25 protein-coding genes and 1 pseudogene are annotated in these 25,150 nt (G+C 66.3%); 13 read left to right on the top strand and 13 right to left on the bottom strand.

The window, feature by feature from the left end:
• The first annotated feature begins 79 nt into the window (after positions 1-79).
• A complete protein-coding gene (locus H7K34_RS06070; protein ID WP_264060901.1) occupies positions 80-946 on the top strand; it encodes an SDR family NAD(P)-dependent oxidoreductase in 867 nt (288 codons plus the stop codon).
• Positions 947-1,026: 80 nt separating this feature from the next.
• The gene (locus tag H7K34_RS06065; RefSeq protein ID WP_108921738.1) at positions 1,027-1,860 is read left to right on the top strand and encodes an SDR family NAD(P)-dependent oxidoreductase; all 834 of its coding nucleotides are present in this window, start codon (positions 1,027-1,029) and stop codon (positions 1,858-1,860) included.
• Between the two features lie 4 nt (positions 1,861-1,864).
• On the opposite strand, the gene H7K34_RS06060 is transcribed toward H7K34_RS06065, so the two are convergent.
• The 3 genes from H7K34_RS06060 to H7K34_RS06050 are packed head-to-tail and all read right to left on the bottom strand — an operon-like array spanning position 1,865 to position 4,947.
• Positions 1,865-2,743, bottom strand: a complete 879-nt coding sequence (locus H7K34_RS06060; protein WP_264060900.1) for a glycine betaine ABC transporter substrate-binding protein — start codon at positions 2,741-2,743, stop codon at positions 1,865-1,867.
• On the bottom strand, positions 2,740-3,912 hold the full coding sequence (locus tag H7K34_RS06055; RefSeq protein WP_235616708.1) for an NAD(P)-dependent malic enzyme: 1,173 nt from the start codon (positions 3,910-3,912) through the stop codon (positions 2,740-2,742). The genes H7K34_RS06060 and H7K34_RS06055 overlap by 4 nt, the downstream gene beginning before the upstream one ends.
• A gap of 45 nt (positions 3,913-3,957) precedes the next feature.
• The gene (locus H7K34_RS06050) at positions 3,958-4,947 is read right to left on the bottom strand and encodes a malate dehydrogenase (RefSeq protein WP_264060899.1); all 990 of its coding nucleotides are present in this window, start codon (positions 4,945-4,947) and stop codon (positions 3,958-3,960) included.
• Between the two features lie 196 nt (positions 4,948-5,143).
• On the opposite strand from H7K34_RS06050, the gene corA reads away from it, so the two are divergent.
• Positions 5,144-6,244 carry a magnesium/cobalt transporter CorA gene (corA, locus tag H7K34_RS06045; RefSeq protein WP_264060898.1) on the top strand — a complete coding sequence of 367 codons (1,101 nt, stop codon included), beginning with the start codon at positions 5,144-5,146 and terminating at the stop codon, positions 6,242-6,244.
• A 24-nt stretch (positions 6,245-6,268) separates the two neighbouring features.
• Here the strand turns inward: corA and H7K34_RS06040 are convergent, their stop codons facing one another.
• The 6 genes from H7K34_RS06040 to H7K34_RS06015 form a co-directional block, all read right to left on the bottom strand.
• On the bottom strand, positions 6,269-6,880 hold the full coding sequence (locus H7K34_RS06040) for a suppressor of fused domain protein (RefSeq protein ID WP_264060897.1): 612 nt from the start codon (positions 6,878-6,880) through the stop codon (positions 6,269-6,271).
• Complete coding sequence (locus H7K34_RS06035; protein WP_264060893.1) at positions 6,877-8,058, bottom strand: ABC transporter ATP-binding protein; 1,182 nt, start codon at positions 8,056-8,058, stop codon at positions 6,877-6,879. The genes H7K34_RS06040 and H7K34_RS06035 overlap by 4 nt, the downstream gene beginning before the upstream one ends.
• A gap of 4 nt (positions 8,059-8,062) precedes the next feature.
• Entirely contained in the window at positions 8,063-8,902 is an 840-nt protein-coding gene (locus H7K34_RS06030) for a carbohydrate ABC transporter permease (RefSeq protein WP_264060892.1), read from the bottom strand.
• Positions 8,892-9,791 (bottom strand): carbohydrate ABC transporter permease, encoded by a 900-nt coding sequence (locus H7K34_RS06025; RefSeq protein WP_264060891.1) that lies wholly within the window; start codon positions 9,789-9,791, stop codon positions 8,892-8,894. Before H7K34_RS06025 ends, H7K34_RS06030 begins: the two co-directional genes overlap by 11 nt.
• Positions 9,788-11,131 (bottom strand): extracellular solute-binding protein, encoded by a 1,344-nt coding sequence (locus H7K34_RS06020; RefSeq protein WP_276059335.1) that lies wholly within the window; start codon positions 11,129-11,131, stop codon positions 9,788-9,790. The genes H7K34_RS06025 and H7K34_RS06020 overlap by 4 nt, the downstream gene beginning before the upstream one ends.
• An 84-nt stretch (positions 11,132-11,215) precedes the next feature.
• Positions 11,216-11,743, bottom strand: coding sequence for a general stress protein (locus tag H7K34_RS06015; protein ID WP_264060887.1), 528 nt, complete (start codon positions 11,741-11,743; stop codon positions 11,216-11,218).
• Between the two features lie 86 nt (positions 11,744-11,829).
• Here H7K34_RS06015 and H7K34_RS06010 point away from each other — a divergent pair, with 86 nt between their 5' ends.
• The 5 genes and pseudogenes from H7K34_RS06010 (at position 11,830) to H7K34_RS05990 (ending at position 16,926) form a co-directional block, all read left to right on the top strand.
• Positions 11,830-12,399: a DUF4190 domain-containing protein gene (locus H7K34_RS06010; protein ID WP_372510693.1), complete on the top strand. Its 570-nt coding sequence runs from the start codon at positions 11,830-11,832 to the stop codon at positions 12,397-12,399.
• 59 nt (positions 12,400-12,458) lie between these two features.
• A pseudogene (locus H7K34_RS06005) lies at positions 12,459-13,767 on the top strand (magnesium transporter MgtE N-terminal domain-containing protein); the annotation flags it as partial.
• Entirely contained in the window at positions 13,766-14,275 is a 510-nt protein-coding gene (locus H7K34_RS06000) for a DUF1003 domain-containing protein (protein ID WP_308203135.1), read from the top strand. The pseudogene H7K34_RS06005 and the gene H7K34_RS06000, both read left to right, overlap by 2 nt.
• Positions 14,276-14,436: 161 nt before the next feature.
• Positions 14,437-15,723: a lytic transglycosylase domain-containing protein gene (locus H7K34_RS05995; RefSeq protein WP_264060883.1), complete on the top strand. Its 1,287-nt coding sequence runs from the start codon at positions 14,437-14,439 to the stop codon at positions 15,721-15,723.
• A gap of 18 nt (positions 15,724-15,741) precedes the next feature.
• A complete protein-coding gene (locus H7K34_RS05990; protein ID WP_264060881.1) occupies positions 15,742-16,926 on the top strand; it encodes an Mrp/NBP35 family ATP-binding protein in 1,185 nt (394 codons plus the stop codon).
• Positions 16,927-16,929: 3 nt separating this feature from the next.
• Here the strand turns inward: H7K34_RS05990 and tatB are convergent, their stop codons facing one another.
• The 4 genes from tatB to sigE form a co-directional block, all read right to left on the bottom strand.
• Positions 16,930-17,343, bottom strand: coding sequence for a Sec-independent protein translocase protein TatB (tatB, locus tag H7K34_RS05985; RefSeq protein WP_264060880.1), 414 nt, complete (start codon positions 17,341-17,343; stop codon positions 16,930-16,932).
• Complete coding sequence (htrA, locus tag H7K34_RS05980; RefSeq protein ID WP_264060879.1) at positions 17,344-18,858, bottom strand: serine protease HtrA; 1,515 nt, start codon at positions 18,856-18,858, stop codon at positions 17,344-17,346. It lies immediately after the preceding gene.
• A 158-nt stretch (positions 18,859-19,016) separates the two neighbouring features.
• Positions 19,017-19,412 carry an anti-sigma E factor RseA gene (gene rseA, locus H7K34_RS05975; protein ID WP_108921721.1) on the bottom strand — a complete coding sequence of 132 codons (396 nt, stop codon included), beginning with the start codon at positions 19,410-19,412 and terminating at the stop codon, positions 19,017-19,019.
• A gap of 119 nt (positions 19,413-19,531) precedes the next feature.
• Complete coding sequence (gene sigE, locus H7K34_RS05970) at positions 19,532-20,287, bottom strand: RNA polymerase sigma factor SigE (protein ID WP_264060878.1); 756 nt, start codon at positions 20,285-20,287, stop codon at positions 19,532-19,534.
• Positions 20,288-20,489: 202 nt separating this feature from the next.
• Between sigE and H7K34_RS05965 the strand changes: the two genes are divergently transcribed.
• The 5 genes from H7K34_RS05965 (at position 20,490) to H7K34_RS05945 (ending at position 25,147) form a co-directional block, all read left to right on the top strand.
• A complete protein-coding gene (locus H7K34_RS05965; protein WP_108921746.1) occupies positions 20,490-21,158 on the top strand; it encodes an O-methyltransferase in 669 nt (222 codons plus the stop codon).
• A 141-nt stretch (positions 21,159-21,299) separates the two neighbouring features.
• Positions 21,300-21,938, top strand: coding sequence for a TetR/AcrR family transcriptional regulator (locus H7K34_RS05960; RefSeq protein WP_264060877.1), 639 nt, complete (start codon positions 21,300-21,302; stop codon positions 21,936-21,938).
• Positions 21,928-22,845: an ABC transporter ATP-binding protein gene (locus H7K34_RS05955; protein WP_264060876.1), complete on the top strand. Its 918-nt coding sequence runs from the start codon at positions 21,928-21,930 to the stop codon at positions 22,843-22,845. The genes H7K34_RS05960 and H7K34_RS05955 overlap by 11 nt, the downstream gene beginning before the upstream one ends.
• The gene (locus tag H7K34_RS05950; protein ID WP_264060875.1) at positions 22,845-24,476 is read left to right on the top strand and encodes an ABC transporter permease; all 1,632 of its coding nucleotides are present in this window, start codon (positions 22,845-22,847) and stop codon (positions 24,474-24,476) included. The genes H7K34_RS05955 and H7K34_RS05950 overlap by 1 nt, the downstream gene beginning before the upstream one ends.
• Positions 24,473-25,147, top strand: a complete 675-nt coding sequence (locus H7K34_RS05945; protein ID WP_264060873.1) for a methyltransferase family protein — start codon at positions 24,473-24,475, stop codon at positions 25,145-25,147. The genes H7K34_RS05950 and H7K34_RS05945 overlap by 4 nt, the downstream gene beginning before the upstream one ends.
• Positions 25,148-25,150: the final 3 nt, after the last annotated feature.

Raw genomic sequence — 25,150 nt, 5'->3', positions numbered from 1 at the left:
GGTTCGTCAGTCCGCCCGCTGGACCTTTGCTGGCACCGGCTAACCTCGACGGACGGGGCGGACTTGAGGAAGGTTGTCTATGAAGAAGTTCGCCGGCAAGGTCGCGGTGGTCACGGGCGCGGGTTCGGGAATCGGCCAGGCGCTGGCCGTCGAACTCGCCCGCTCGGGTGCCAGCGTCGCGATCAGCGACGTTGACGCCGAGGGCCTGGCCCAGACCGAGCAACAGCTCAAGGCCATCGGGGTGCCGGTCAGGGCCGATCGGCTCGACGTGACCGAACGCGAAGCCTTCCAGGCTTACGCCGACGCGGTCAACGAGCACTTCGGCAAGGTCAATCAGATCTACAACAACGCGGGGCTGACCCACATCGGCACCCTCGAGTTCAGCGACTTCAAGGACGTTGAACGGGTGATGGACGTCGACTTCTGGGGAGTCGTCAACGGCACCAAGGCATTTCTCCCCCACCTGATTGCCTCCGGGGACGGCCACGTCATCAATATCTCCAGCGTGCTCGGTGTGATCGCCTTGCCGGGTCAGGTCGGCTATGTCTCGGCGAAATTCGCCGTCCGCGGCTTCACCGAGGCGCTGCACCAGGAGATGGTGGTGGCCGGACACCCGGTCGGGGTGACCGTGGTGCACCCGGGCGGCGTCAGGACGTCTTTCGGGACCAACGCCGAGATCGCCGAGGGCATGGGACTCTCCCAGGACGAGATCCTGGAGAACTTCGACCAGCAGATTGCCAAGACCACTGCCGAACAGGCCGCCCGCATCATCTTGGCTGCGGTGGGCAAGAACAGGGCCCGGGTGCTGATCGGCTCGGATGCCAAATCCGCAGACCTGATGGTCCGGGTGTTCGGTGGGCGATATCCCGAACTGATGTTCGGTGGGTCCACGCTGCTGGCCCGGTTGGCGACCTGGGTGCGGCGGTTGCTGGCGCCCAAGAGCTGATCGACCGGGCACCCTGCCGCTATCCGAGACCGCCGGTACCGGTAACCTTGAGGCAATTGTGGACACGAGGGAGAGTGCACATGCAGGGGTTCGCTGGCAAGGTCGCGGTGGTCACGGGCGCGGGTTCGGGAATCGGCCAGGCGCTGGCCGTCGAACTCGCCCGCTCGGGTGCCAGCGTCGCAATCAGTGACGTCAACACCGAGGGACTGGCACAGACCGAGGAACAGCTGAAAGCAATCGGGGCGCCGTACCTATGCGACCGACTCGACGTGACCGAACGCGAGGCCTTCCTGGCCTACGCTGACGCGGTCAACGCCCACTTCGGCAAGGTAAACCAGATCTACAACAACGCCGGCATCGCGTTCACCGGCGACATCGAGGTCAGCCAATTCAAGGACATCGAACGGGTGATGGACGTCGACTTCTGGGGAGTCGTCAACGGCACCAAGGCATTTCTGCCGCACCTGATCGCTTCGGGTGACGGCCACGTCGTCAACGTGTCGAGTGTGTTCGGGCTGTTCGCCGTGCCGAGTCAGGCGGCGTACAACGCGGCCAAGTTCGCGGTCCGCGGCTTCACCGAAGCGCTGCGCCAGGAGATGTTCGTGGCCGGCCACCCGGTGAAGGTGACCACGGTGCACCCGGGCGGCGTCAAGACCGGGATCGCGCGCAACGCCACCGTCGCCGAAGGACTCGATGCGGCCGAACTGGCCAAGGTATTCGACAAGCGGATGGCCAGCACCACTGCAGAGAAGGCCGCGCGCGTCATCTTGGAGGGGGTTCGCAAGAACAAGGCCCGGGTGCTGGTCGGCACGGACGCCAAGGTGCTGGATGCGCTGGTGCGGCTGATGGGCCCGGCCTATCAGCGGCTGTTTGGAACCGTCACACACCGGCTCACTTCGTTCAGCAACCGCTAGGTCCTCAGCGGCCCAGCGGGTGTTCGGCGAGCCACCCGCCGGCGACCGCCAATGCATCGGCGCCTGCCGCGACTTGGCGGCGCATGTCGGCTAACGCCGCGGTGTCCAGCACACCCGCTACTTCGTTGATCGCCAGCACCTGCCGATCGCTCAGCACATTGCGACGGTAGAGCGGCACCACATTCTCCGCCCGGATCAGCGCGGGTGTGCCGTCGGCCAGTGGCACCAGATCACCCGGCATCGCGGGATCGGCCGTGGTAGTCCATCCCGCCGTCAGCTGCCCGGCCCGCACTGCCGCGAACATCGTTGTGCCATCCGGGAATTCGCGCGGGGCGGGCAGCCGGCAGGTGCCCACCAGCGACGGCGCTTGACGGCCGGTAACGATACCGACGGTCAGCCCGCCGCAGTGTCTTCCCAGCGTGGAAAGATCCGCGCTGCGATCCTGACCACCCCAGGCCTTGGCGGTGGGTTGCGCGACCAGCAGGACGGGTTTGTCCTCGGCGGCCGTCGTGTAGTCGCCGGCGGCAATACCTTCGGGCAGTGCCGACACCATCGCACGGTAGACCGGCGCATCGGAGGTCGCCGTCGCGCCGGGCTGCAAGGTCTGCAAGGTCTGGCCGGTAAAGGCCGGCGTGACGGTGAAGGCGCCGGAGTCCAGTCGCGCCATCGGGTCGTCACCGGTCTGAGCTTGCGCGGCGAAACCGTACGATCGCAGCGCCGCGAGGTACACGCCGGTCAGCAGCTTCGACATGGCGTCATCGCGGGAACCGACCACCAGGGCGGGGGCGCCACGATGGTCGCCGGTGCCGGCCGCACAGCCGGCGCACAACGGGGCAGCGAGCACGGCAGCGAGCAGAAACGCCGCGAGCCTGCCGATTTTCACTCCGTGCTGTTCGCAGCCCGCGCCACGGCTTGCGCCACTGCCTCACCGACGCCTGGGTCCAGTGGGCTGGGCACGATCCGGTCGGGTGCCAGGTCGTCGCTCACGACGGAGAAGATCGCCTCGGCCGCGGCCACCATCATCTTTTCGGTGATCCGCCGCGCCCCGGCATCCAGCGCGCCGCGGAACACCCCGGGAAACGCCAGGACATTGTTGATCTGGTTGGGGAAATCGCTGCGGCCGGTGGCCACCACTGCGGCGTACTTGGCCGCGACGTCGGGCGCGATCTCCGGGTCCGGGTTGGACAGCGCGAACACAACGCAATCGGACGCCATCGTGGCGATGAGCTCCTCGGGGACCACGCCGGCCGACACCCCGAGAAACACGTCGGCTTCCTTCAGCGCTTCCACCATGCCGCCGGTCAGACCGCGCGGATTACTGCTGCGCGCCAGATCGGTCTTGACGATGTTCATGTCGTTGCGGCCGGTGTGCAGGATGCCCTGCGAGTCGAGCACCGTGATGTCCGAAACGCCCATTGCGAGAAGAAGTTTCGAGCAGGCAACGCCCGCTGCCCCGGCACCCGAGACCACTACCCGCATCGAGCCCATGTCGCGGCCCAGCAGCTTGCTGGCGCCCATCAGCGCGGCCAGCACGACAATCGCGGTGCCGTGCTGGTCGTCGTGCATCACCGGGCAGTCCAGCGCCTCGATGACCCGCCGTTCGATCTCGAAGCAGCGGGGCGCCGAGATGTCTTCGAGGTTTACCGCGCCGAACGTCGGCCGCAGCCGCACCAGCGTCTCGACGATCTCGTCGGGCTCCTTGGTGTCCAGCACGATCGGGATCGCGTCCAGATCGGCGAACTGCTTGAACAGCGCGCTCTTGCCCTCCATCACCGGCAGCGCCGCGGCCGGTCCGATGTCGCCCAGGCCCAGGACGGCGCTGCCGTCGCTGACGACGGCCACCAACCGGTTCGCCCACGTGTAGCGGTCGGCCAGAGTGTGGTCCGCGGCGATCGCCCGACTGACCTGTGCGACACCCGGCGTATAGGCAATCGACAATGCGCGCTGCGTGTCCAGCGGAGCCTTCATCTCGACCGAAAGCTTCCCGCCTACATGGGCCTCGAAGATCTCGTCGTCCCCGATGACGATCTGTGACGGCACGATTTCGGACACGGGCCCAGGGTACTTACTACCCATTAGTAGCCCTAATCGACTGCCTCAGATCAGCTTCAGTTCCGTGACGGCGGCGCGCTCATCGACCAGCTCGGCGGTGGTCTTGTCGATGCGGCCGCGGGAGAACTCGTCGATCTCCAGCCCCTGCACGATCGACCAGTTGCCATCCTTGGTGGTCACCGGGAACGACGACACGATTCCCTCCGGGACGCCGTAGGAGCCGTCGGAGAGGACCGCCATCGACACCCAGTCATCCTTCGGGCTGCCCAGCAGCCAGGAGCGGGCGGCATCGACGGTCGCCGACGCGGCCGAGGCGGCCGAGGAGGCGCCGCGTGCGTCGATGATCGCAGCACCGCGCTTGGCGACCGTGGGGATGAAGTCGTTCTCGATCCAGTTCTGGTCGTTGACGACCTCGGCCGCGTTCTTGCCGCCGACCTCAGCATGGAAGATGTCGGGGTACTGCGTGGCCGAGTGGTTGCCCCAGATCGTCACCTTCTTGATGTCGGTGACGTCGGCGCCGGTCTTGCGGGCCAGCTGCGAGATCGCCCGGTTGTGGTCCAGGCGGGTCAGCGCGGAGAACCGCTCCGTGGGGATGTCGGGGGCGTTGCTCAGCGCGATCAGTGCGTTCGTGTTGGCAGGGTTGCCGGTCACTCCGATGCGGACGTCGTCGGCGGCGACCGAGTTCAGCGCCTTGCCCTGCGCGGTGAAGATCGCGCCGTTGGCCTCCAGCAGGTCACCGCGTTCCATGCCCGGGCCACGCGGCCGCGCACCGACCAGCAGGGCCAGGTTGACGCCGTCGAAGATCTTGTTCGCGTCCGCGCCGATCTCGACACCCGACAGCAGCGGGAACGCGCAGTCATCGAGCTCCATCACGACGCCCTCGAGCGCCTTGAGCGCGGGCTCGATCTCGAGCAGCCGCAGCTCGATCGGGCGGTCGGGCCCCAGCAGCGAGCCGGATGCCAGGCGGAACAGCAGGCTGTAGCCGATCTGGCCGGCAGCGCCGGTGACGGCCACCTTGAGTGGACTTGCGCTCACGTCGGTTTACTCCTTATGGAGAAGGTCAAGCGGTCGCCCACGAAACTAGCGCACCGCTGGCCGCGCGAAATCTCCGGTCCGAATTCGCCGCGGCGCACCGGGCAACCGTTGCCGGCCGCTGGCCGCGCCATTTCACGCCGTGTTTTACCTGCACGCGTAGCATGAGCACCGCTCTGCGGTGCGATAGGAGGTTGAGGTGTTCGAGGGTTTCGACGCATTGCCGGAGGCGCTTCGGACGATCGCGCACGAGCCGCAACCACAACCCGCTCCCGAACCCCCAGCACCCCACGAGGCCCTGGTCGACTGCGCCGTCTACGTCGGAGGTAACCGGCTTCCCGGCAAGTTCAGCTACCCAGCCGCATGCAGCAAAGTGCACCAGATCGAGATGCTGGGGCACGACGCCTTCGTTTGGGTCGGCTTGCACGAGCCGAACGAGACCCAGATGAAAGAGGTGGCGGACGTTTTCGGATTGCACCCGCTGGCCGTCGAAGACGCGGTGTGCGCACATCAGCGACCCAAGCTGGAGCGCTACGACGACACGCTGGTGCTGGTGCTCAAGACGGTCAAGTACGTCCCACACGAGTCGGTCGCGCTGGCGCGAGAGATTGTGGAAAGCGGCGAGGTGATGGTCTTCGTCGGCAAGGACTTCGTGGTCACCGTCCGCCACGGCGAGCACAGTGGGCTGGCCGAAGTGCGCAAGAGCATGGAAGCCGATGGTGAGCAGCTGCGACTGGGGCCGTTCGCAGTGATGCACGCGATCGCCGACTACGTCGTGGACCACTACCTCGAGGTGACCCGGCTGATGGAAGGCGATATCGACAGCATCGAGGAGGTGGCGTTCGCCCCGGGCCGCAAGCTCGACGTCGAACCGATCTACCTGCTCAAACGTGAGGTCGTCGAGCTACGCCGCTGCGTCAACCCGCTGTCTGCGGCATTCCATCGAATGCAGATGGAGAACAAGGATCTGATCTCCAAGGAGGTGCGGCGCTACCTGCGCGATGTCGGCGACCACCAGTCCGAGGCCGCGGACCAGATCGCCAGCTACGACGACATGCTCAACTCGCTGATCCAGGCGGCGTTGGCGCGCGTCGGCATGCAGCAGAACAATGACATGCGCAAGATGGCGGCCTGGGCCGGTATCGCGGCGTTGCCCACCGCGGTCGCCGCGATCTACGGGATGAACTTTCATTTCATGCCCGAGCTGGACTGGACGTGGGGCTACCCGGGCGTCATGGCCCTGATGACCCTGGCTTGTTTGGTCCTGTACTTCCAATTCCGCAGGAACAACTGGCTTTAGCCACATTGAGTGTGCGGCCTTGGCTCAGTTAGGTTGTGCCGCGCGACGGTTCGGATCCAGCACGTCGACACCGTCGCTCTCCCAGGCCTGCCGCATCGCGTCGGCGCCTTTGAGTCGCACCCACGCCGCCTCGGTCGCGGTGATCGGAGTCGCCGAGAGAAACACCACCGGGTCGCACGGCGGCTGTAGCGGCAGGTCCGGAATGTCGCTGTCGCTCAACAGAACAGCGGTAAACGGCACTCGTCGCGACGGCCAGGACCACAGTGGCGACCCGAGGTCCACCAGCGCGCCGGGGGCCAGCACCACACCATCGACAGCCGGTGCGGCCGCCAGCATCGCCAGGCTGCGGGCGATTCCGGTGGCCGGGCCGGGATCTCGCAGGCACAGCGCGACTTCGGCACGCGGGCCGCGCAACGGGTCGACGATGATTTCGCTGGGATCACCCATCGGATGCCGCGAGCACCCCAGCGACACGTACTGCACCACTGAGTCGGTGGCAAGGAATCTCAGCATCTCGATCGGTTCGGTACCCAGAAATGTCACGCTCGCCGAATCGGGCTCACCCCACGCCCCCTCACTCGCCTTGGCGAAGTAGTCGCGCAGGTGTGCCCTTACCTGGTCCAGGATTTGTGTCACTGCGCGGCTTGCGTCCCGGCGATGGTCAGGTTCACCCCGGAGTCGGCGTCGAAGACCGCGAGTTTCCCGGTGTCGAAAGCCAATTCGACGGGCTCGCCGATGACGGCTTTCGACTCGGCGGGAACCCTTGCCACGAACTGGTTTTCGGCGACCTCCGACTCGGCGGCCAGCTCGTCGAGCTGGACGGAATGGACGTCGCATCCCGCGGTGGTGAAGTACACGTACTTGTCGGCCCCGAGCGATTCGACCAGGTCGACCTTCACCTGGAAGGTTGTCGCCGCGATGCGCTGGAAGCCGTCGATCAAACCGGCATCCAGCAGATGTTCGGGCCGCACCCCGACGATGACGCTCTCGGGCTTCGGATGCGCGGCGATCACCTCCTGGACATCCGGACTCAGCATCACCTCGCCGAACGGCAGCGTCAGACCGTTCGGCGTCAGTGTGCCGGGGAAGAAGTTCATTGGAAGCGAGCCGATGAACCCCGCCACGAAGAGATTCGCCGGACGCGCGTAGAGCTCCGCGGGGGTTCCGGTCTGCTGGGCGACGCCGCCGTGCATCACCACCACGCGATCACCCAGCGTCATCGCCTCGGTCTGGTCGTGGGTGACGTAGACCGTGGTGGTGCCCAACCGGCGCTGCAGCCGGGCGATCTCGCCGCGCATCTGCACGCGCAGCTTGGCGTCCAGGTTGGATAGCGGCTCGTCCATCAAGAACGCCTTGGGATGACGCACGATGGCGCGGCCCATCGCGACCCGCTGACGCTGACCACCGGACAACTGAGAGGGTTTGCGGTCCAGGAGTTCGCTGAGGTCAAGGATTTTGGCGGTTTCGGCGACTTTCTGTGCGATGTCGGCCTTCGGCATCTTCGCCAGGGTCAGCGGGAAGGCGATGTTCTGCCGAACCGTCATGTGCGGATACAGCGCGTAGGACTGGAACACCATCGCTATGTCGCGGTCCTTGGGCGCCTTCTCGTTGACTCGTTCACCGTCGATTCGCAATTCGCCCGACGAGATATCTTCAAGTCCGGCAATCATATTCAGCGTGGTGGTCTTGCCGCATCCGGACGGGCCGACCAGGATCAGGAATTCACCGTCGGCGATGGTGAGGTTCAGGTCCTGCACCGCCGTATGACCGTTGGGGTAACTCTTGTTCACGTGTTCCAGCACAATATCGGCCATCGCGCTATCCCTTCACGGCGCCTGAGGTCAACCCGGCGACAATCCGTCGTTGAAAGATTAGAACAAACACGATGATCGGAACCGTAATCACGATGGCACCGGCCGCGATCGATCCGGTTGGTTCCTCGAATTGCGAACTGCCTCCGAAATTCGCAATCGCCACCGGCGCCGTGATCGCCGCCTTGGTGGCAGTCAGCGACAACGCCAGCAGCAGGTCGTTCCAGGCGAATATGAATACCAGGATCGCCGCAGTGACCAATCCGGGCGCCGCCAGCGGGACGACGATCTTTCGGAAGGCCTGCGCCGGGGTGGCGCCGTCCATCTTGGCCGCCTTCTCCAGATCCCACGGGATCTCCCGGAAAAAAGCCGACAACGTGTAAATGGCAAGGGGCAAAGCAAAGGTGATGTAGGGCAGAATAAGCCCGGGCCAGGTATCGAAAAGCCCGATCCAGCGTTCGATTTCGAACAACGGCGTCACCAAAGAGATCGCCGGGAACATGGTAATCAGCAGGGTCGAACCAATCAGCAGTCGCTTGCCGGGAAAGTTCAGCCGGGCGATCGCATAGGCCGCCATCGCGCCCAGCAGCACCGCGATACCGGTGGCGATCAACGCGATCCCGATGGAGTTGATCAGCGCCGAGGCGAACAAGTCGCCACGGAAGATACCGCGATAGTTTTCCAGTGTCACCGCCGACGGAATCAGCTTGCCGTCCTTGACAGTTGACGTTGGCTTGAGCGACAGGCTGAGAATCCAGAGCACCGGCAGCAGGGCGTACACCACGACCGAGGTATTGATGACGGCCCATATCGCCGTGCGCCGTGCGCCCGTCAACTCAGCGTCCATCTACGTCACCACCCGGTGCCGCGGCACCGAATACCTTGATGAAGATCAGCGCGATGACGCCGACGCATGCAAAGATCAGCACGCTGATCGCCGAGCCCAGTCCAACGTCGAAGCCTTCGAAAAGGTTGTCGTAGCCCAGGATCGACACCGATCCGGTGTTGTTGTTGCCCTCGGTCAGCACGTAGATGTTGTCGAAGATGCGGAAGGCGTCCAGGGTCCGGAATAGCAGCGCGACCACGACCGCCGGCTTGATGATCGGCAACATGATTCTGGTCAGCCGCCGCCAGGCACTGGCCCCGTCAACCTGCGCAGCTTTCAGCAAATCCTCTGGAACCAGCGCTAATCCGGCGAGCAACAACAGGGACATGAACGGCGTCGTCTTCCAGACTTCGGCGATGACGACAATGCCCAACGACGGAATCTGCTCGGTGAGCGGCGCGCTGCCTTGTGGCAGCAGGTTGGCCAGATAGCCGGTGCCCGGCGTCCAGGCGTAGTACCAACTGTAGGAAGCGACCACCGTCACGATGCCGTACGGCACCAGCACCGCGGTGCGAACCAGGCCCCTGCCGAACAGGGTGTGGTGCATCGCCAGCGCCAGCGCCAGGCCCAGCACGAACTCGATCGACACCGAAACCACGGTGATGGCCAGCGTCACCGCCAGCGCCGTCCACCAATACCGGTCGGTCAGGACCGTTTGGTAATTGCCCAGTCCAATGAACCTGGTGTCGTTCGGGGTGGCTAAGTTGTTGTGCTGCAGACTCAGCCAGATGGAGTAGGCGATCGGATAAGCCGTCACCGCCACCATGAGCGTTGCCGCCGGCGCGACGAGGATGAAGGCCAGTCGCTGCTCGGGCGGACGGTTCCAGAGTCGGGGCACCGTGGTATTCACGGCAATAGCCCTTTACCGTCGATGGCCTTGCGCACCTGCGTGGTCAGTTCGTCGGCCGTGCGCTCGGGGTCGATGTCGGTGATGGGGCTCAATGTGGTCGCCAGCCGGATCCCCACCGCCTGGTAGGCCGGCGTCACGGGACGCACCGCGGCATCGGTCAACTGCTGGCGAATGATGGTGTACATCGGATACTTCGCCTGGAATTGCGGGTCGGAGTACAGCGACGTCCGCACCGCGGGCAGACCGCCGTCGATCGAAATGTACTTCTGATTCTGCAGGCTGCGCAGGCATCTGATCGCTTCGAACGCTTCAGCTTTATGACGGCTCGTGCTGGCCACCGCCAGGTTCAGCCCCCCGATCGTCACCTTGGCCGGCCGGCCCGGCACCACAGGCGGGTAAGGCGCGAAGCCGAACACCGACAGGGCGGCCTGATACGCGATGCCGAACTGCTCGTCGTTGGGCACGAAAGTCCCGAACTGGTTGACGCTGCCGGCCAGCGCCGGATTGCGGTTGAGCGGAAGGAAGTTCACACCACCCTTGACCGCGTTCTGAAGCATCGACGCCAGCACATACGGCCAGTTGACTTCCAGTGCGGCTCTGCCCTGTTCGACGGCCAGCCGCGCCGTGCTCTCGTCGGTGCGGGTGATCGACGGGTCGGCTCCCGGCGCGGTGGCCACCGACTTGAGGATTCGCAGCGCGTTGACGGTGGCGGCCCGGTGCGCAGGAGTGTCGGTCAGGGTGACGTGCTGGCCGTCTTCGGAGAGCACCTGGCCGCCGGCGCTGACCAGCAGCGTGTTGAACCACACCACCAAACCCTCGCCCTGATTGGCCTGCACGGCGATCCAGCTGGGCTGTCCGGCGGCGTGCAAGCGGGCCGCCTCGGCGACCATGCCATTCCAGTCGTGCGGCGGTTGATGCACCAAATCTGATCGATACCAAAGCAATTGGGTGTTGGTGGTGAGGGGCGCGCCGTAGAGTTTGTGCTTCCAGCCGGCGGTCGCAAGCGGACCCGGCAAAGTGTCGACGGCTACGTCGGCCTCCGCCCGTCCGGCCGGATCGTCGGAGAGCGGCAGCACCCAGCCCGCTTCGGCGAACTCCGCGGTCCAGATGACGTCCAGCGACATCACGTCCAGCGTGCGGTCATGACCGGCGAGCCGGCGGGCGTATTGCAGCCGTTGCGCACCAGGGGCTCTGGGAAGACTGACGTGTGCGACGGTGTATCGGCCACCGGAGTCTTGACTGCAGCGCCGGGCAACTTCGGCGAACGTCGCCCCATCGGCCGCCGGGGAGTAGAAGGTGATCACCAGCCCGGTGTTCACCGCCCCGCAAGCCGGCAGCATCGACACGACAGTCAGAATCGCCAGCACGACGGCGCCCACTCGGCGCACGCGTGCCCGGCGACTCACCACCAATTCATCCGGCCGTCAGATCGCCAGGCGCGCAAGTAAATCCCGGGCCTTCTCCGCGTTCTGCGGATCGCAGAGTACGTCGTAACGGCCGGCGACCAACTGCATGGTCGAGCTGAAATCCCTGGTGCCACGTGCCATTGCATACGGAACAGCGGATGTGATCAAGCCAAAGAACACCCCGGCGACCAACCCGGTCGCCAGCGCACCCCACGGGTTCGGGCTGAAGAAGCCGAGCACCAACCCGATGAACAGCCCGAGCCAGGCCGCGCTGAGCACACCGCCACCGAGCACCTTGGGCCATGACAGCCGGCCGGTAACCCGTTCCACCTGCATCAGGTCGACGCCGACTATGGTCACCTGCTGCACCGGGAACTGCTGCTCGGATAGGTAGTCCACGGAGCGTTGCGCCTCGGCATAGGTGGGATAAGAGCCCACCGGCCAGCCCTTGGGCGGAGTCGGCAACTGCGGCACCCCGCGGCGCCCGGAGGCCGCGCCCGTGGGCGTCGCACCGGGGACTTGGCCAGGCTGGAACGGACTAGTCATTTCGGCTCATTCTCCTCTGCCGAGACCATAGTTTCACCTCGGCCCTCCCACCCTATCGAGGCAGCCTGCAGGCTAGGTTGAACACCATGACAGCTCCCGGCGGCGCCAGCGGCGAGGATGCCGCTGAGCCACACCCGGCCGGTGGGCAGCACCCGCAGCAGCCGGGTTGGGCAGGGCCCTGGGATTACCCGGCATCACCGCCACCAGCCGACTATCCGCCCCCGCCGTACTCGCCCGACGTTCCACTCGACTACCCACCGGGCACCCCGCCCTTCGGATACCAGCAGCCCGGCCATGGCGGCTCGGCCTACCCGCCGGGCCCGCCGCAATTCGGTGGCCCGCCACCCGGCTACGGCGCTGCGCCCTATCCCGGCGGCTATTACCCGGCGCCGGGGTATAAGGGCGATTACTGGTCCGCGGAGGTCGCGGCACCCGGGACAAACGGGATGGCGATCGCGTCGCTGATCGCGTCGTTTACCGGCCTGTTCTGCTGCATCGGCGGAATCGCGGCCATCGTGCTGGGCATTATCGCGATCGACCAGATCAAGCGGACGCGCCAGGACGGCTACGGCACGGCCGTCGCCGGCATTGTGATCGGCGTCGCGACCCTGATCGTGGGTCTGATCGTCATGATTTTTGCGGTGCATTCGCATTAGCGGGGCTCACCAGAGCGGGTTCGCTGCCGTCACGCGCCTAGCTGCCTAGGCTCTTTCCCATGGCATCGGTCAACAGGGTGTACATCGCGCGGCTGGCGCGGATGTTGGTGTTGGGGCCAATGGGCGAGAACTTCGGGCGTATCCGCGATGTCGTGATCAGCATCAGCATTGTTCGCCAGCAACCGCGGGTGTTGGGGCTGGTTGTCGACTTGGCGACCCGCCGCAGCATCTTCATCCCGATTTTGCGGGTCGCCGCGATCGAGCCCAACGCGGTGACGCTCAACACAGGAAGCGTGTCCCTGCGTCACTTCGAACAGCGTCCGGGCGAGGTCCTGGCGATCGGACAGATTCTCGACACCCCGGTCGCGGTCAACGACCCGCAACTACCGGAGCTGGTCGGCCGCGATGTCGTGATCACCGACCTGGGCATCGAGCAATCCCGGACCCGAGACTGGCTGGTGACCAGGATCGCCGTGCGCAGTCACCGTCGACTCCGACGGCGCGGGCCTGCCCACGTGGTCGACTGGCAGAGCGTGCACGGATTGACGCCGTCGGCATTGGCGATGCCCGGTCAGGCGGTGGCCCAGCTGCTCAACCAATTCGAGGGACGCCGCGCCGTCGACGTAGCGGACGCTATCCGTGGGCTGCCGGCCAAGCGGCGCACCGAGGTGTTCCGGGCCCTGACCGACGAGCGGCTGGCCGACATCCTGCAGGAGTTGCCGGAGTCGGACCAGGCCGATGCGCTGTCGCAGCTGGGCACCGAACGCGCCGCCGACGTGCTCGAGGAGATGGACCCCGACGACGCCGCCGACCTGCTCGGCGAGCTGAATCCCACGGATGCCGAGCTGTTGTTGGCCCGGATGGACCCCGACGAATCCGCCCCGGTACGAAGGCTTTTGAAGCACTCCCCCGACACCGCTGGCGGCTTGATGACGTCGGATCCGGTGGTGCTGACCGCGGACACCACGGTCGCCGAGGCCCTCGCGCTGGTCCGCAATCCCGACCTCACGCCGGCACTGTCGTCGATGGTGTTCGTGGCACGACCGCCGACGGCCACGCCCACCGGGCGGTACCTGGGCTGCGTTCCGCTGCAGCGGCTGCTTCGCGAACCGCCGAGCGAGCTGATTGGCGGGATCGTCGACAGTGACCTGCTCACCCTGAGCCCGGAGACCACACTGGCGGCTGTGACCCGCTACTTCGCCGCCTACAACCTGGTATGCGGACCCGTCGTGGATGCCGCGAGCCACCTGCTGGGCGCGGTCACCGTGGATGACCTGCTGGATCACCTACTGCCGCACGACTGGCGCGCGGCAGCCCAAGAGGTGAGCGCCGGCATCGCGCGCGCCGAAGCAACTGAGGGGGCCTCGTGAGCAAACCGGCGGCACCGCGGCGGCTGTACACCCCGCGGACATCGCGTGGGATCTCACTGCGCTTTGATCCCGAGACGGTCGGGCAGAGCACCGAGGCCATCGCGCGGTTCTTCGGTACCGGCCGTTACCTGCTGATACAGACCCTCATCGTGATCGTGTGGATCGCGATCAACCTGATCGCGGCCGAATGGCGGTTCGACCCGTACCCGTTCATTCTGCTGAATCTGGCCTTCTCGACACAGGCCGCCTATGCCGCGCCGCTGATCCTGCTGGCCCAGAACCGTCAAGAGAACCGGGACCAGGTCACACTCGAAGAAGATCGTCGTCGCGCCGCACAGACCAAGGCCGACACCGAGTACCTGTCCCGTGAGCTGGCCGCCCTGCGGCTGGCCATCGGCGAAGTCGTCACCCGTGAATACCTGCGCGATGAGCTGGAGGAACTGCGCGCCTTGCTGACCGGTCTGGACGTGCAGATCCCGGCGGACGAACGCCCGGCACGCCGGTGAGGGCGTACTGCTGACCAGTAAGAGATCCACGTGAATACCGGATCCACCATTGCGCCACTCCCGTCACAAGAGTTATGTATGGTGATCTAGTTCACGATGCTAAGAAGAGGTTTCCGGCAGCTCACAGGGTTTCTGACGGCCCAAATACTTAGGACGGTGGAGTGCGCATAGGGGGTCGTTCGGGTGCACACCCGGTCGTCGCGTCGGTGCGGAAGCGGAGGCTTCCGGTAAGTCGGGCACAGGCATTCAGCGTGGCGGTGATCAGTCCGCTGGTGTTCGCGGGTGCCGTCGGCGCCACGCCCGAGCCGATACGCGGACACGGAAAGAGCCCCATCCCGTCGGTGCACGCCGTGATCACCCCGGTCGCCGCCGTGTCCCCGACCGTCCCCGACCTGTCCGGACCGGTAGTCATCGCCATCGACCGGGCACCGACCGCCTTCCACGTCGCGGCGGGCGCCGCGTCCGCACCGCCACCGCCGAGAGTGGTGAGTGCACCTGGCGCGCTCGGCATTCCGATGATGGCGCTGTCCGCCTATCGCAACGCCGAACAGAAAATGGCCTTCTCCGACCCAGCCTGCGGCGTCAGCTGGAACCTGCTGGCCGGCATCGGGCGCATCGAGTCCGGCCACGCCGGCGGCGGCGCCGTCGACGCCCGCGGCACCGCAGTCAACCCGATCTACGGTCCCGCGCTGGACGGCACGCTGCCCGGCAACGAGGTGATCATCTCCAGCAGCGCCGGCAACCGCGTCACCTACGCCCGCGCGATGGGGCCGATGCAGTTCTTGCCCGGCACCTGGGCCCGCTACGCCGCCGACGGCGATGGCGATGGCATTGCCGACCCACAGAACCTGTTCGACTCCACGCTGACGGCGGCCCGCTACCTGTGCAGCGGCGGGCTGAATCTGCGCGACCCGGCACAGGTCATGGCCGCGATCCTGCGCTACAACAACTCGGCTGCCTACGCACAGAACGTGCTGGGTTGGGCCGCGGCCTACGCCACCGGCGTGGTCCCGGTCGACCTGCCCCCAATCACCGGACCACCGCCGCCGCTCGGCAATGCACACGACGAGCATCCAGAGGGACTCGGACCCGGCCTGCCGATCAACATGATCGGCTTGCCCCAGGACGACCCGATGGCACGGATGCCGCTGATCGACCTGACCGGCCAGCCTGCCCAGGTCAGCCCGACGCAGCCGATGTTCCCCTGGATGACGCCGCCCAGCCCGCCGGTGTCACAGGGGCACACGCCCGGGTGCACGGTGATCTGCATCAGCTCGCAAACCCCGCCGCAGGGCGCACCCGGCATGCCGCCGCAGCCGTTCGGACCGTTGGCTCCGCCGCCACAGCCGTTCGGACCGCCGGCCCCGCCGCCACAGCCGTTCGGACCGCTCGCCCCGCCACAGCAGCCGTTTGGGCCGCCGGCGCCGGCGCCGGCTCCGCCCGGCTGACGCCTGCCAGTCGCTCGGTTGCCGAGCCGCCTACACTCGGCGGTGATGTCTCGTCATGACTCCGCTGGTTCGCAAGCCGACCTCAACGCTGCTATCCGCACCGCACTGGGCAAGGTGATCGACCCCGAATTGCGGCGTCCCATCACCGAACTCGGGATGGTCAAGGGCATCGACGTGGAGCCCGACGGCGGCGTACACGTCGGGATCTACCTGACCACCGAGGCCTGCCCGAAGAAGGCCGAAATCAGTGAGCGCGTCCGCGAGGCCGTCGCCGACGTGCCCGGCACCGGGGCGGTGAAAGTCAGCCTGGACGTGATGAACGACGAGCAGCGCACCGAGCTGCGCAAGCAGCTGCGCGGCGACGCTCGCGAGCCCGTCATCCCGTTCGCCCAGCCCAGCTCGCTGACCCGGGTCTATGCGGTTGCGTCCGGCAAGGGCGGCGTCGGCAAGTCCAGCGTCACCGTCAACCTGGCTGCGGCGATGGCGACCCGTGGCCTGTCGGTCGGCGTGCTCGATGCCGACATCCACGGCCACTCCATCCCCCGGATGATGGGCACCACCGACCGGCCCACCCAGGTGGAGTCGATGATCCTGCCGCCGATCGCGCATGAGGTGAAGGTCATTTCGATCGCCCAGTTCACCGAGGGCAACACCCCGGTGGTGTGGCGCGGACCGATGCTGCACCGGGCGTTGCAGCAGTTCCTGGCCGACGTCTACTGGGGCGATCTGGATGTGCTGCTGCTCGATCTGCCACCCGGGACCGGTGATATCGCCATCTCGGTGGCTCAGCTGATTCCCAACGCGGAAATCCTGGTCGTGACCACGCCGCAGCTGGCCGCCGCCGAGGTCGCCGAGCGGGCCGGCAGCATCGCGCTGCAAACCCGCCAGCGCATCGTCGGCGTCGTCGAGAACATGTCGGGGCTCGTCCTGCCGGACGGCTCGACCATGCAGGTATTCGGCGAGGGAGGCGGCGAGCAGGTGGCCGAGCGACTGTCCCGGGCGGTCGGCGCCGATGTGCCGCTGCTGGGGCAGATCCCACTGGACCCGGCGCTGGTCGCGGCCGGCGATTCGGGCGTACCGATCGTGCTGAGCGCACCCGATTCGCCGGTGGCCAAGGAGCTGCGCGGTGTCGCCGACAAGCTGTCGGCGCGAAAGCGTGGGTTGGCAGGCGTGTCGCTCGGGCTCGACCCGACCCGACACTGAGATTCAGGTCGCGTCGGAGTCGAACGGCGCCGGGCCGTGCTGGGGGGTCCCTAGCGCCGGGCTGCCAGTCGGCCCCACCGCCGGCCCGGCCGACGGCTGCGGCGGCGTTCCATTGACCGGCCGCTCGAAATTGCCGGTGAGGAACGAATCGTCGCCGTCCAGCAGGTGCTTGGTCAGCGCCGCGCGCGGCGTCATCCCGCGCAGTTTCTGCAGCTCGCTCAGCGGGGCACGCAGGTCGTCGAACTCGGGCCCGAGATCCTGGCGCAGCTGGCTGCTCATCCCACTGAGGTAGTCACGCGCCTGCCGAAGCGAGGTTGACGTCCAACGGATCGCCCCCGGAAGCCGCTCCGGCCCGAGGATCACCAGCCCGACCACCACGAGGACCAGGATGTGCTCCCAGCTCAGGTTCCCGAACATCTACCCGCTATCGGGGTCGGGTTTGACGGTCAAAGTGACGTTGCGACCATCGCGGACCACCTGTATCGGCGAGTCCTGCCCGATCGTCAGCTGTCGCACGGCGACGACGAACTCGTCGGAGTCGGCGACCTTACGGCTACCGACCTTGACGATGACGTCGTTCTCCAGGATTCCGCCCTTCTGCGCGGGACTGCCTGCCTTGACGTTGGCGACCTGAGCGCCGGCGGCAATCGAGTTGCTCACCGACCGGGTGCTGACGCCCAGCGTCGGGTGCACGATCTTTCCGTCTTTGATCAGCGTCTGCGCCACCGACTTGACCTCGTTGACCGGGATCGCGAAACCTAGCCCACTTGCACTGTCGGACAACGACTTTCCTGCGGTGTCGATGCCGATCACCTGAGAATCCATGTCGATCAACGGACCACCGGAGTTGCCGTGGTTGATCGAGGCGTCCGTCTGCAGGGCGTCGATGACGGTGTCGGTGTCGGACCCCTCCCCCGACAGCGGGACCGGGCGGTGCAGCGCGCTGATGATGCCGTGCGTCACGGTGCTGCGCAGGCCCAGCGGCGCACCCGCCGCGATCACCTCGTCGCCGACGCGCACCTTGTCGGAGTCGCCGAGCCGCGCCACGCTCAGGTTGTCGACGTTGTCGACCTTGAGCACGGCCAGGTCGGTCTTGGGGTCGCGGCCAACCAGGTTGGCGGGCACTTCCTTACCGTCGTTGAACACCACGGTCGTCTTGAACTGACTGGGGTTGTTTGCGGCCTCGGAGATCACGTGGTTGTTGGTGACGATGTAGCCGCGGCCGTCGATGACGACGCCGGAACCCTGCATGCCTTCCTGGTCACTCTTCGATTCGATGGTCACCACCGAATTGGCAGTCGCGGCAGCCACTTTGGCGAAGCGGCCGGCCGGTTCTTCGGTATTGCCGTTGGTCGACAGCGTCACCTTCGAGGTGGTGAACGCGTCGACGACCTCGGCCGTCTTGCGACCGATCAGCCCGCCGATGGCACCGACGGCCAGCGCGATGGCGAGCAGTACCGCCAGCGCGCGGTAGGAGACCTTGCTGCCGAACAGGACGTCGCGCACACCGAGCTTGCCGCCATATCCCGACGGAGCGTGCGACGCGGCCCGGGCGACGGCCGGAGTCCCCAGCGCCGCCGCGGCACCGGGGTCCCGCCACGGGTCGTCGGGCTCGTCTTCGTCGAAGCCGTTCTGCTCGGCGGCCAGCGCGCTGGCGTCGACGGGATGGCGCTGCAGTGACTCGCCGCCGCCGACCGGCTTGCTGAACGCCTCTTCTAACACCGGGTCGCGGCGTTGATCGTGCGGACTGAACTCGGTCTGTTCCTGGTACTTCGAGGGACGCACTCGCTCGGCGACAAAGGATCCCTGCAGCCCGTCCGGGCGGCTGAACGCTTGACGCGAGGCGGGGTCGACCGGTGGCCGGGAAATCGGGCGCGGCGCCAGGCGGTTGCCTCCGTTGTTGCCGCTGTCGTTGCCTTGGTCGGAGGTCACGTTACCCCTTTTGAATCCTCTACTTGAATGCTCGAAACAGGCCTCGCACAGGGCCCCGGTCCAGGGCAAGCACCAGGCACGGCGTTATTCGTGTCCACCCTAGTATCCACGGTTGCTGATCGGCCGCCCTGAACGCACGAACTGGGGCACCCCGGGTGCTACCGGCGCTTGCGCTGGTCGCGGATATTGCGCTCAGCGAAACCGTCGGGTGCCTGCGATGGCGTGTCGTCGGGCGGGTAGTGCGGAATCTCCGACAGCATTCCGAGCAGTGTGCTGGGGATGCGGATCGGATGGGAGTCACGCAGCGCGCTGCGCGCCCGGCTCTGATCCTCGACTTCGGCCGCGCATTGCGGGCACAGCGAGAGGTGGTGGGCAGCCCGCAAGTGCGCGTTCATCCGAAGCTCACCGTCTACAAACGCGGCGATCGCCTCGACGGACAGATGTTCGGTCGAACCGAATTGGCGGGGAGCGCCGACCGGGGCATCACTTTGGGAGGCGAACTGCGCGGGGAGCCAGGAGAACGCACGACGGAACACATGTCCCCGGTCGGCCATCACCAGTTCCTTTCGCTGCCACGTACCCCTCGAATGTAGCGCGACAACGTGCCGAGCACCGCTATGCATCCCGCGAAATCGCATGATTATCGGCCCGTGAGCCGCGGTGCAAAACCGGCCTAAGCCGATTTGGCGTGAACTTCCGGCTCGGAGTGTGCGGCCAGGTAGTCGCGCAGCGCCTGACGTCCGCGGTGTATCCGGCTGCGGACGGTGCCCAGCTTGACGCCCAGCGTGGCGCCGATCTCCTCGTAGGACAGGCCTTCGATGTCGCACAGCACCACCGCGGCACGAAACTCCGGCGGCAGCGAATCGAGCGCGGCCTGCAGGTCGGGCCCCAGGCGCGCGTCGTGGTAGATCTGCTCGGGGTTGGGCTCGTCGGCCGGCACCCGGTCGTAGTCGTCCGGCAGCGCTTCCATCCGGATGCGCGCGCGCCGGCGCACCATGTCAAGGAACAGATTCGTGGTGATGCGGTGTAGCCAGCCCTCGAAGGTGCCGGGCTGGTAGTTCTGCACCGACCGAAAGACCCGGATGAAGGTCTCCTGGGTCAGGTCCTCGGCGTCTTGCTGGTTACCCGACAGCCGGTAGGCCAACCGGTAGACCCGGTCGGCGTGCTGACGCACCAACTCGTCCCAGGACGGCATCGTCGTCTTGTCCCCGGTCGCGTCGAATACGGCCGTCCCCTGCGGCCCTTCCGCCGGCTCGACCCATTCGTCGTCGCGACATTCCTGAGCGTGAGACATAGTGCTCGGGCTTAAGAGAGTGGTGTTGATCGAATCCTCCGAAGTATTTGCCCTGCCGAGTAGCGGCAGTTCGTCATCGCCGGCAACGCGAAGTTGCCAATCCGTATTCCCCATCCAACGTCCTCCACGTTCCATACCGACACCGTCGCGTATCGGCGTATGCGCGGTATAGGAGCAATCTGAGGTTTGGCTGAGAAACCATATCGTTACCTGGCATACGCAGGGCGGATCGGTAGTGGAGTGACTTAGGCCGCGCCGGCCTTCCCGGGCGTGTCGGAAACGGGCCGGCTCAGGCGCGCCTGCCGGACCGCGCCCCGGCATGGAATACGCTGCGGGCATGGACGGCAGCGACGAAGAAACCCCCGGCCAGGCGGCCCCCAGTCGGGCCGAATCGCTCTCCGCGCATGCGGAGGGATCGATATCAGAGGACGCAATCCTGGCGGCTGCCCGCGAACGCTCCGTCGACATCGGTGCCCGGGCGGTCACACCCGCAGTCGGCGCGCTGCTGAGTCTGCTGACCAAGCTCAGCGGCGGCAAAGCGGTCGCGGAGGTCGGAACCGGTGCCGGGGTCAGCGGCCTGTGGTTGCTGTCGGGGATGAGTGACGACGGCGTACTGACCACGATCGACATCGAGCCCGAATATCTGCGGATGGCCAAGCAAGCCTTTTCCGAGGCCGGCATCGGCCCGTCGCGCACCCGGCTGATCAGCGGGCGCGCTCAAGAAGTGCTCACCCGCCTCGCCGACGAGTCCTATGACCTGGTGTTCGTCGACGCCGACCCGATCGACCAGCCCGATTACGTCGTCGAGGGCGTGCGGCTGCTTCGATCCGGCGGGATCATCGTCGTGCACGGCTCGGCGCTGGGCGGTCGGGCCGGTGATCCCGCGGCGCGCGACACCGAGGTGGTTGCGGTCCGCGAGGCCGCCCGTCTGATCGCCGAGGATGAGCGCCTAACCCCCGCGCTGGTGCCGCTCGGCGACGGCGTGTTGGCCGCGGTGCGCGACTAGCCGACCAGGCACGCTCGGCGCCGCCGTGCGGTGCTGGCGTGGCCGGACGCGCCAACTGATCCCTCGCGCTGATTTCATTTCCATACCCCTTCCCGGGTGTCCCCTTGACCTTCGGCTGAACGCGCGTTTAGTCTCCTAAACATGCGTTCAGCCGACCTGACCGCCGCCGCCCGAATTCGCGAAGCGGCGATCGAGCAGTTCGCCCAGCACGGGTTCGCCGTCGGGCTGCGCACCATCGCCGAGGCCGCGGGCGTCAGCGCGGCACTGGTCATTCATCACTTCGGCTCCAAGGAAGGCCTGCGCAAGGCGTGCGACGACTTCGTCGCCGAGGAGATCCGCGACAGCAAGTCGGAGGCGCTCACATCCAACGACCCGGCCAGTTGGCTGGGGCAGATGGCGGAGATCGAGTCCTATGCGGCGCTGACGGGCTACGTGGTGCGCAGCCTGCAGACCGGCGGAGAGCTGGCGATGATGTTGTGGCAGAGAATGATTGACAATGCCGAGGAATACTTTGCCGACGGCGTGCGCGCCGGAACGATCAAGCCGAGCCGCGATCCGAAGGCCAGGGCCAAATTTCTGGCCATCACTTCAGGCGGCGGCCTGCTGCTCTATATCCAAATGCATCCAACCCCAACAGATTTGCGGGCAGTCCTTCGCGACTACGCCCGCGATATGGTGCTGCCCGCGCTGGAAATCTACACCGACGGATTGATGGCGGACAGCAACATGTACGACGCGTTCCTGGCCGCAGAAGATCAAGGAGGATCACATGCCAGCTGATATCGCACCCATCGAAATCCGGAACCTCACCAAGACCTTCGGTGCGGTGCGGGCGTTGGACGGCCTCGAGCTGACGGTGCGTCAAGGTGAAGTACACGGCTTTCTGGGCCCCAACGGCGCCGGCAAGTCCACCACCATCCGCGTGCTGTTGGGCCTGGTGAAAGCCGACAGCGGAAGCGCGCGGCTGCTGGGTGGCGACCCGTGGACCGATGCCGTCGAATTACACCGCCAAATTGCTTATGTTCCAGGAGATGTGACACTCTGGCCGTCACTGTCCGGCGGCGAGACGATCGATCTGCTGGCCCGCATGCGCGGCGGTATCGACGACACGCGTCGCGCGGAGCTGATCGAGCGCTTCGACCTCGACCCGACCAAGAAGTCGCGCACCTACTCCAAGGGCAACCGGCAAAAGGTCTCGCTGATTTCCGCGTTCTCGTCGCAGGCCAGCCTGTTGCTGCTGGACGAGCCCAGCAGCGGACTGGACCCGTTGATGGAGAACGTCTTTCAGCAGTGTGTCGCCGAGGCTCGCGACCGTGGCGTGACGGTGCTGCTGTCCAGCCACATCTTGGCCGAAACGGAAGCGCTCTGCCAAACGGTGACCATCATCCGGGCCGGCAAAACCATCGAGAGCGGTTCGCTGGACTCGATGCGGCATCTGAGCCGAACCTCCATCAAGGCCGAAATGACTGGTGATCCGGGCGATCTCACCCGAATCAAGGGAGTCGAGGACATCAGCGTGGAGGGCAACACGCTGCGGGCCCAGGTCGACAGCGATAGCCTCGGGGAACTCATCCGGGTGCTGGGCGACGCCGGCGTGCGCAGCCTGATCAGCCAGCCACCGACGCTCGAGGAGCTTTTCCTGCGTCACTACGACACCGGGCGGACCGACAAGAAGGTCTCGGCATAATGAGCACCGCAATCATGGATCGACCGGGACACTTTGCCCCGCAACGTAGTTCGAATTTCACCGCAACGCTGGGGATGTTGCGGCTCTATCTGCGCCGCGATCGGGTCTCGCTGCCGTTATGGGTCCTGCTGCTGTCGCTGCCGTTGGCGACGGTCTACGTCGGATCGATCGAGAAGGTCTACCCCACCCAAGCCGCCCGCGCCGGGTTCGCGGCGTCGATCATGGCCAGCCCGGCCCAACGCGCGCTCTACGGACAGGTCTACAACGACAGCCTTGGCGCGGTGGGTATTTGGAAGGCCGGGATGTTCCACGTGCTGATCGCGGTCGCCGTCATTCTCACGGTGATCCGGCATACCCGCGCCGACGAGGAGAGCGGCCGGACCGAACTGGTGGACTCGACCGGGGTCGGACGGTACGCCAGTCTCACCGCGGCGCTGATCCTGTCGTTCGGGGCCTCGATTGCCACCGGCGCGATCGGCGCGACGGGATTGTTCGCCACCAACGTCGCCCAGGGCGGATCGCTGGCGTTCGGCGCCGCACTGGCCGGCACCGGCATGGTGTTCACAGCGGTGACCGCGGTGACCGCGCAGCTGTCGGCGAGCGCACGGTTCGCCCGGGGCACCGCCTTCTCCGTGCTGGGGGCCGCGTTCACGCTGCGCGCCATCGGTGATGCCAGCTCCGGCACGCTGTCCTGGCTTTCGCCGCTGGGGTGGTCGCTGCAGGTGCGGCCGTACGCGGGTGATCACTGGTGGGTGCTGCTGCTGCACCTGGTCACCGCGGCCGTACTCACCGTTATGGCATACCGGCTGCTCGCCGGGCGCGACGTCGGCGCCGGGCTGGTCGCCGAGCGTGCCGGCCCACCCACCGCGTCGCCGGGACTGCGCAACGTCTTCGGGCTGGCGTGGCGGCTGGATCGCGGCGCACTGCTGCTGTGGACGGTGGGTCTGAGCCTGTATGGCCTGGTGATGGGCAGCGTGGCGCAAGGCATCGGTGACGAGATCGGCGACGGTGTGGCGCGCGACATCGTCGCGCGGATGGGCGGCACCACTGCTTTGGAGGAGGCCTTCCTCGCGGTGGCATTCGCGATGATGGGCATGGTGGCTTCCGCCTTCGCCATCTCGCTCACGCTGCGACTGCACCAGGAAGAAGCCGGCCTGCGAGCCGAGACGACGCTGGCCGGAGCGGTCTCGAAAATGCATTGGCTAGCAAGCCATTTGGTGTTCGCCCTGCTCGGCTCCGCGGTGGCAATGCTGCTCGCCGGGGCGACCGGCGGGCTCGTCTACGGCGTCGCGGCCGGCGACGTCGGCGGCAAGTTGGCGATCGTTGTCGGCACCGCGGCCGTCCAGTTGCCGGCCGTCTGGTTGGCAACGGCCGTGACGGTCGGATTGTTCGGTCTCGCGCCACGGTTCGCCCCGGTGGCGTGGGGCGTGCTGATCGGGTTCATCGCCTTGTATCTGATCGGTTCGTTGGCGGGTTTCCCGCAGTGGGTGCTTGATCTCGAGCCCTTCGCGCATGTTCCGCGGGTCGGCGGCAGCTTCACCGCAGTGCCCCTCCTGTGGCTGCTGGCCGTCGATGCGGCATTGATCACGTTGGGCGCCATGGCATTCCGGTGGCGGGATCTGCGCTCATGAACACCGCTGTTCGCGCGACCGCGTCATCGGTCATCGGGATGGCCATAATCTGCTTGCTGCTGTTCCTCCCGGCCGGCACGCTCGACTATTGGCAGGCATGGCTTTTCGTCGCCACTTTCGTCGCGGTGACGGTCTTCCCGACTGTCTACCTGGCCCGGACGAACCCCGCTGCGCTGCAGCGCCGCATGCACGGCGGTCCACTCGCCGAAGGCAGGACCCTGCAGAAGGTGGTCATCACTGGCGCGTTTGCGAGTCTGACCGCGATGCTGGTCTTCAGTGCCTACGACCACCGGATGCACTGGTCGTCAGTGCCCGGCTGGGTGTCGGTGCTCGGTGATGTCCTAGTCGCGATCGGCCTCGGTATCGCCATGGTGGTGGTCATCCAGAATTCCTACGCGGCAGCCACGGTCACGGTGGAATCGGGCCAGACGCTGGTATCCGCCGGGGTCTACAAGCTGGTGCGACACCCGATGTACGCCGGCAACTTCGTCATGATGATCGGCATCCCGCTTGCGCTCGGCTCGTATTGGGGACTTTTATTCGTCATCCCGGGGCAGGCGGTGATCGTCTTGCGCATCCTCGACGAAGAGAAACTGCTGACCGAACAATTGCCCGGCTACCGCGAGTATGCGCAGCAGGTGCGATACCGACTGCTGCCCTACGTCTGGTAGCGC

The sequence above is a fragment of the Mycobacterium montefiorense genome (assembly GCF_025823255.1).
GTDB lineage: Bacteria > Actinomycetota > Actinomycetes > Mycobacteriales > Mycobacteriaceae > Mycobacterium > Mycobacterium montefiorense.
This window is presented reverse-complemented; position numbering and strand designations above follow the sequence as displayed.

Excerpts from the sequence above, each read along its gene's own strand:
- H7K34_RS06070 (WP_264060901.1), top strand. The coding sequence starts at position 80 with ATGAAGAAGTTCGCCGGCAAGGTCGCGGTGGTCACGGGCGCGGGTTCG.
- H7K34_RS06065 (WP_108921738.1), top strand. The coding sequence starts at position 1,027 with ATGCAGGGGTTCGCTGGCAAGGTCGCGGTGGTCACGGGCGCGGGTTCG.
- H7K34_RS06035 (WP_264060893.1), bottom strand. The coding sequence starts at position 8,058 with ATGGCCGATATTGTGCTGGAACACGTGAACAAGAGTTACCCCAACGGT.
- H7K34_RS06030 (WP_264060892.1), bottom strand. The coding sequence starts at position 8,902 with ATGGACGCTGAGTTGACGGGCGCACGGCGCACGGCGATATGGGCCGTC.
- H7K34_RS06020 (WP_276059335.1), bottom strand. The coding sequence starts at position 11,131 with ATGCTGCCGGCTTGCGGGGCGGTGAACACCGGGCTGGTGATCACCTTC.
- H7K34_RS06015 (WP_264060887.1), bottom strand. The coding sequence starts at position 11,743 with ATGACTAGTCCGTTCCAGCCTGGCCAAGTCCCCGGTGCGACGCCCACG.
- H7K34_RS06010 (WP_372510693.1), top strand. The coding sequence starts at position 11,830 with ATGACAGCTCCCGGCGGCGCCAGCGGCGAGGATGCCGCTGAGCCACAC.
- tatB (WP_264060880.1), bottom strand. The coding sequence starts at position 17,343 with ATGTTCGGGAACCTGAGCTGGGAGCACATCCTGGTCCTCGTGGTGGTC.
- rseA (WP_108921721.1), bottom strand. The coding sequence starts at position 19,412 with ATGGCCGACCGGGGACATGTGTTCCGTCGTGCGTTCTCCTGGCTCCCC.
- sigE (WP_264060878.1), bottom strand. The coding sequence starts at position 20,287 with ATGGAACGTGGAGGACGTTGGATGGGGAATACGGATTGGCAACTTCGC.
- H7K34_RS05965 (WP_108921746.1), top strand. The coding sequence starts at position 20,490 with ATGGACGGCAGCGACGAAGAAACCCCCGGCCAGGCGGCCCCCAGTCGG.
- H7K34_RS05960 (WP_264060877.1), top strand. The coding sequence starts at position 21,300 with ATGCGTTCAGCCGACCTGACCGCCGCCGCCCGAATTCGCGAAGCGGCG.
- H7K34_RS05955 (WP_264060876.1), top strand. The coding sequence starts at position 21,928 with ATGCCAGCTGATATCGCACCCATCGAAATCCGGAACCTCACCAAGACC.
- H7K34_RS05950 (WP_264060875.1), top strand. The coding sequence starts at position 22,845 with ATGAGCACCGCAATCATGGATCGACCGGGACACTTTGCCCCGCAACGT.
- H7K34_RS05945 (WP_264060873.1), top strand. The coding sequence starts at position 24,473 with ATGAACACCGCTGTTCGCGCGACCGCGTCATCGGTCATCGGGATGGCC.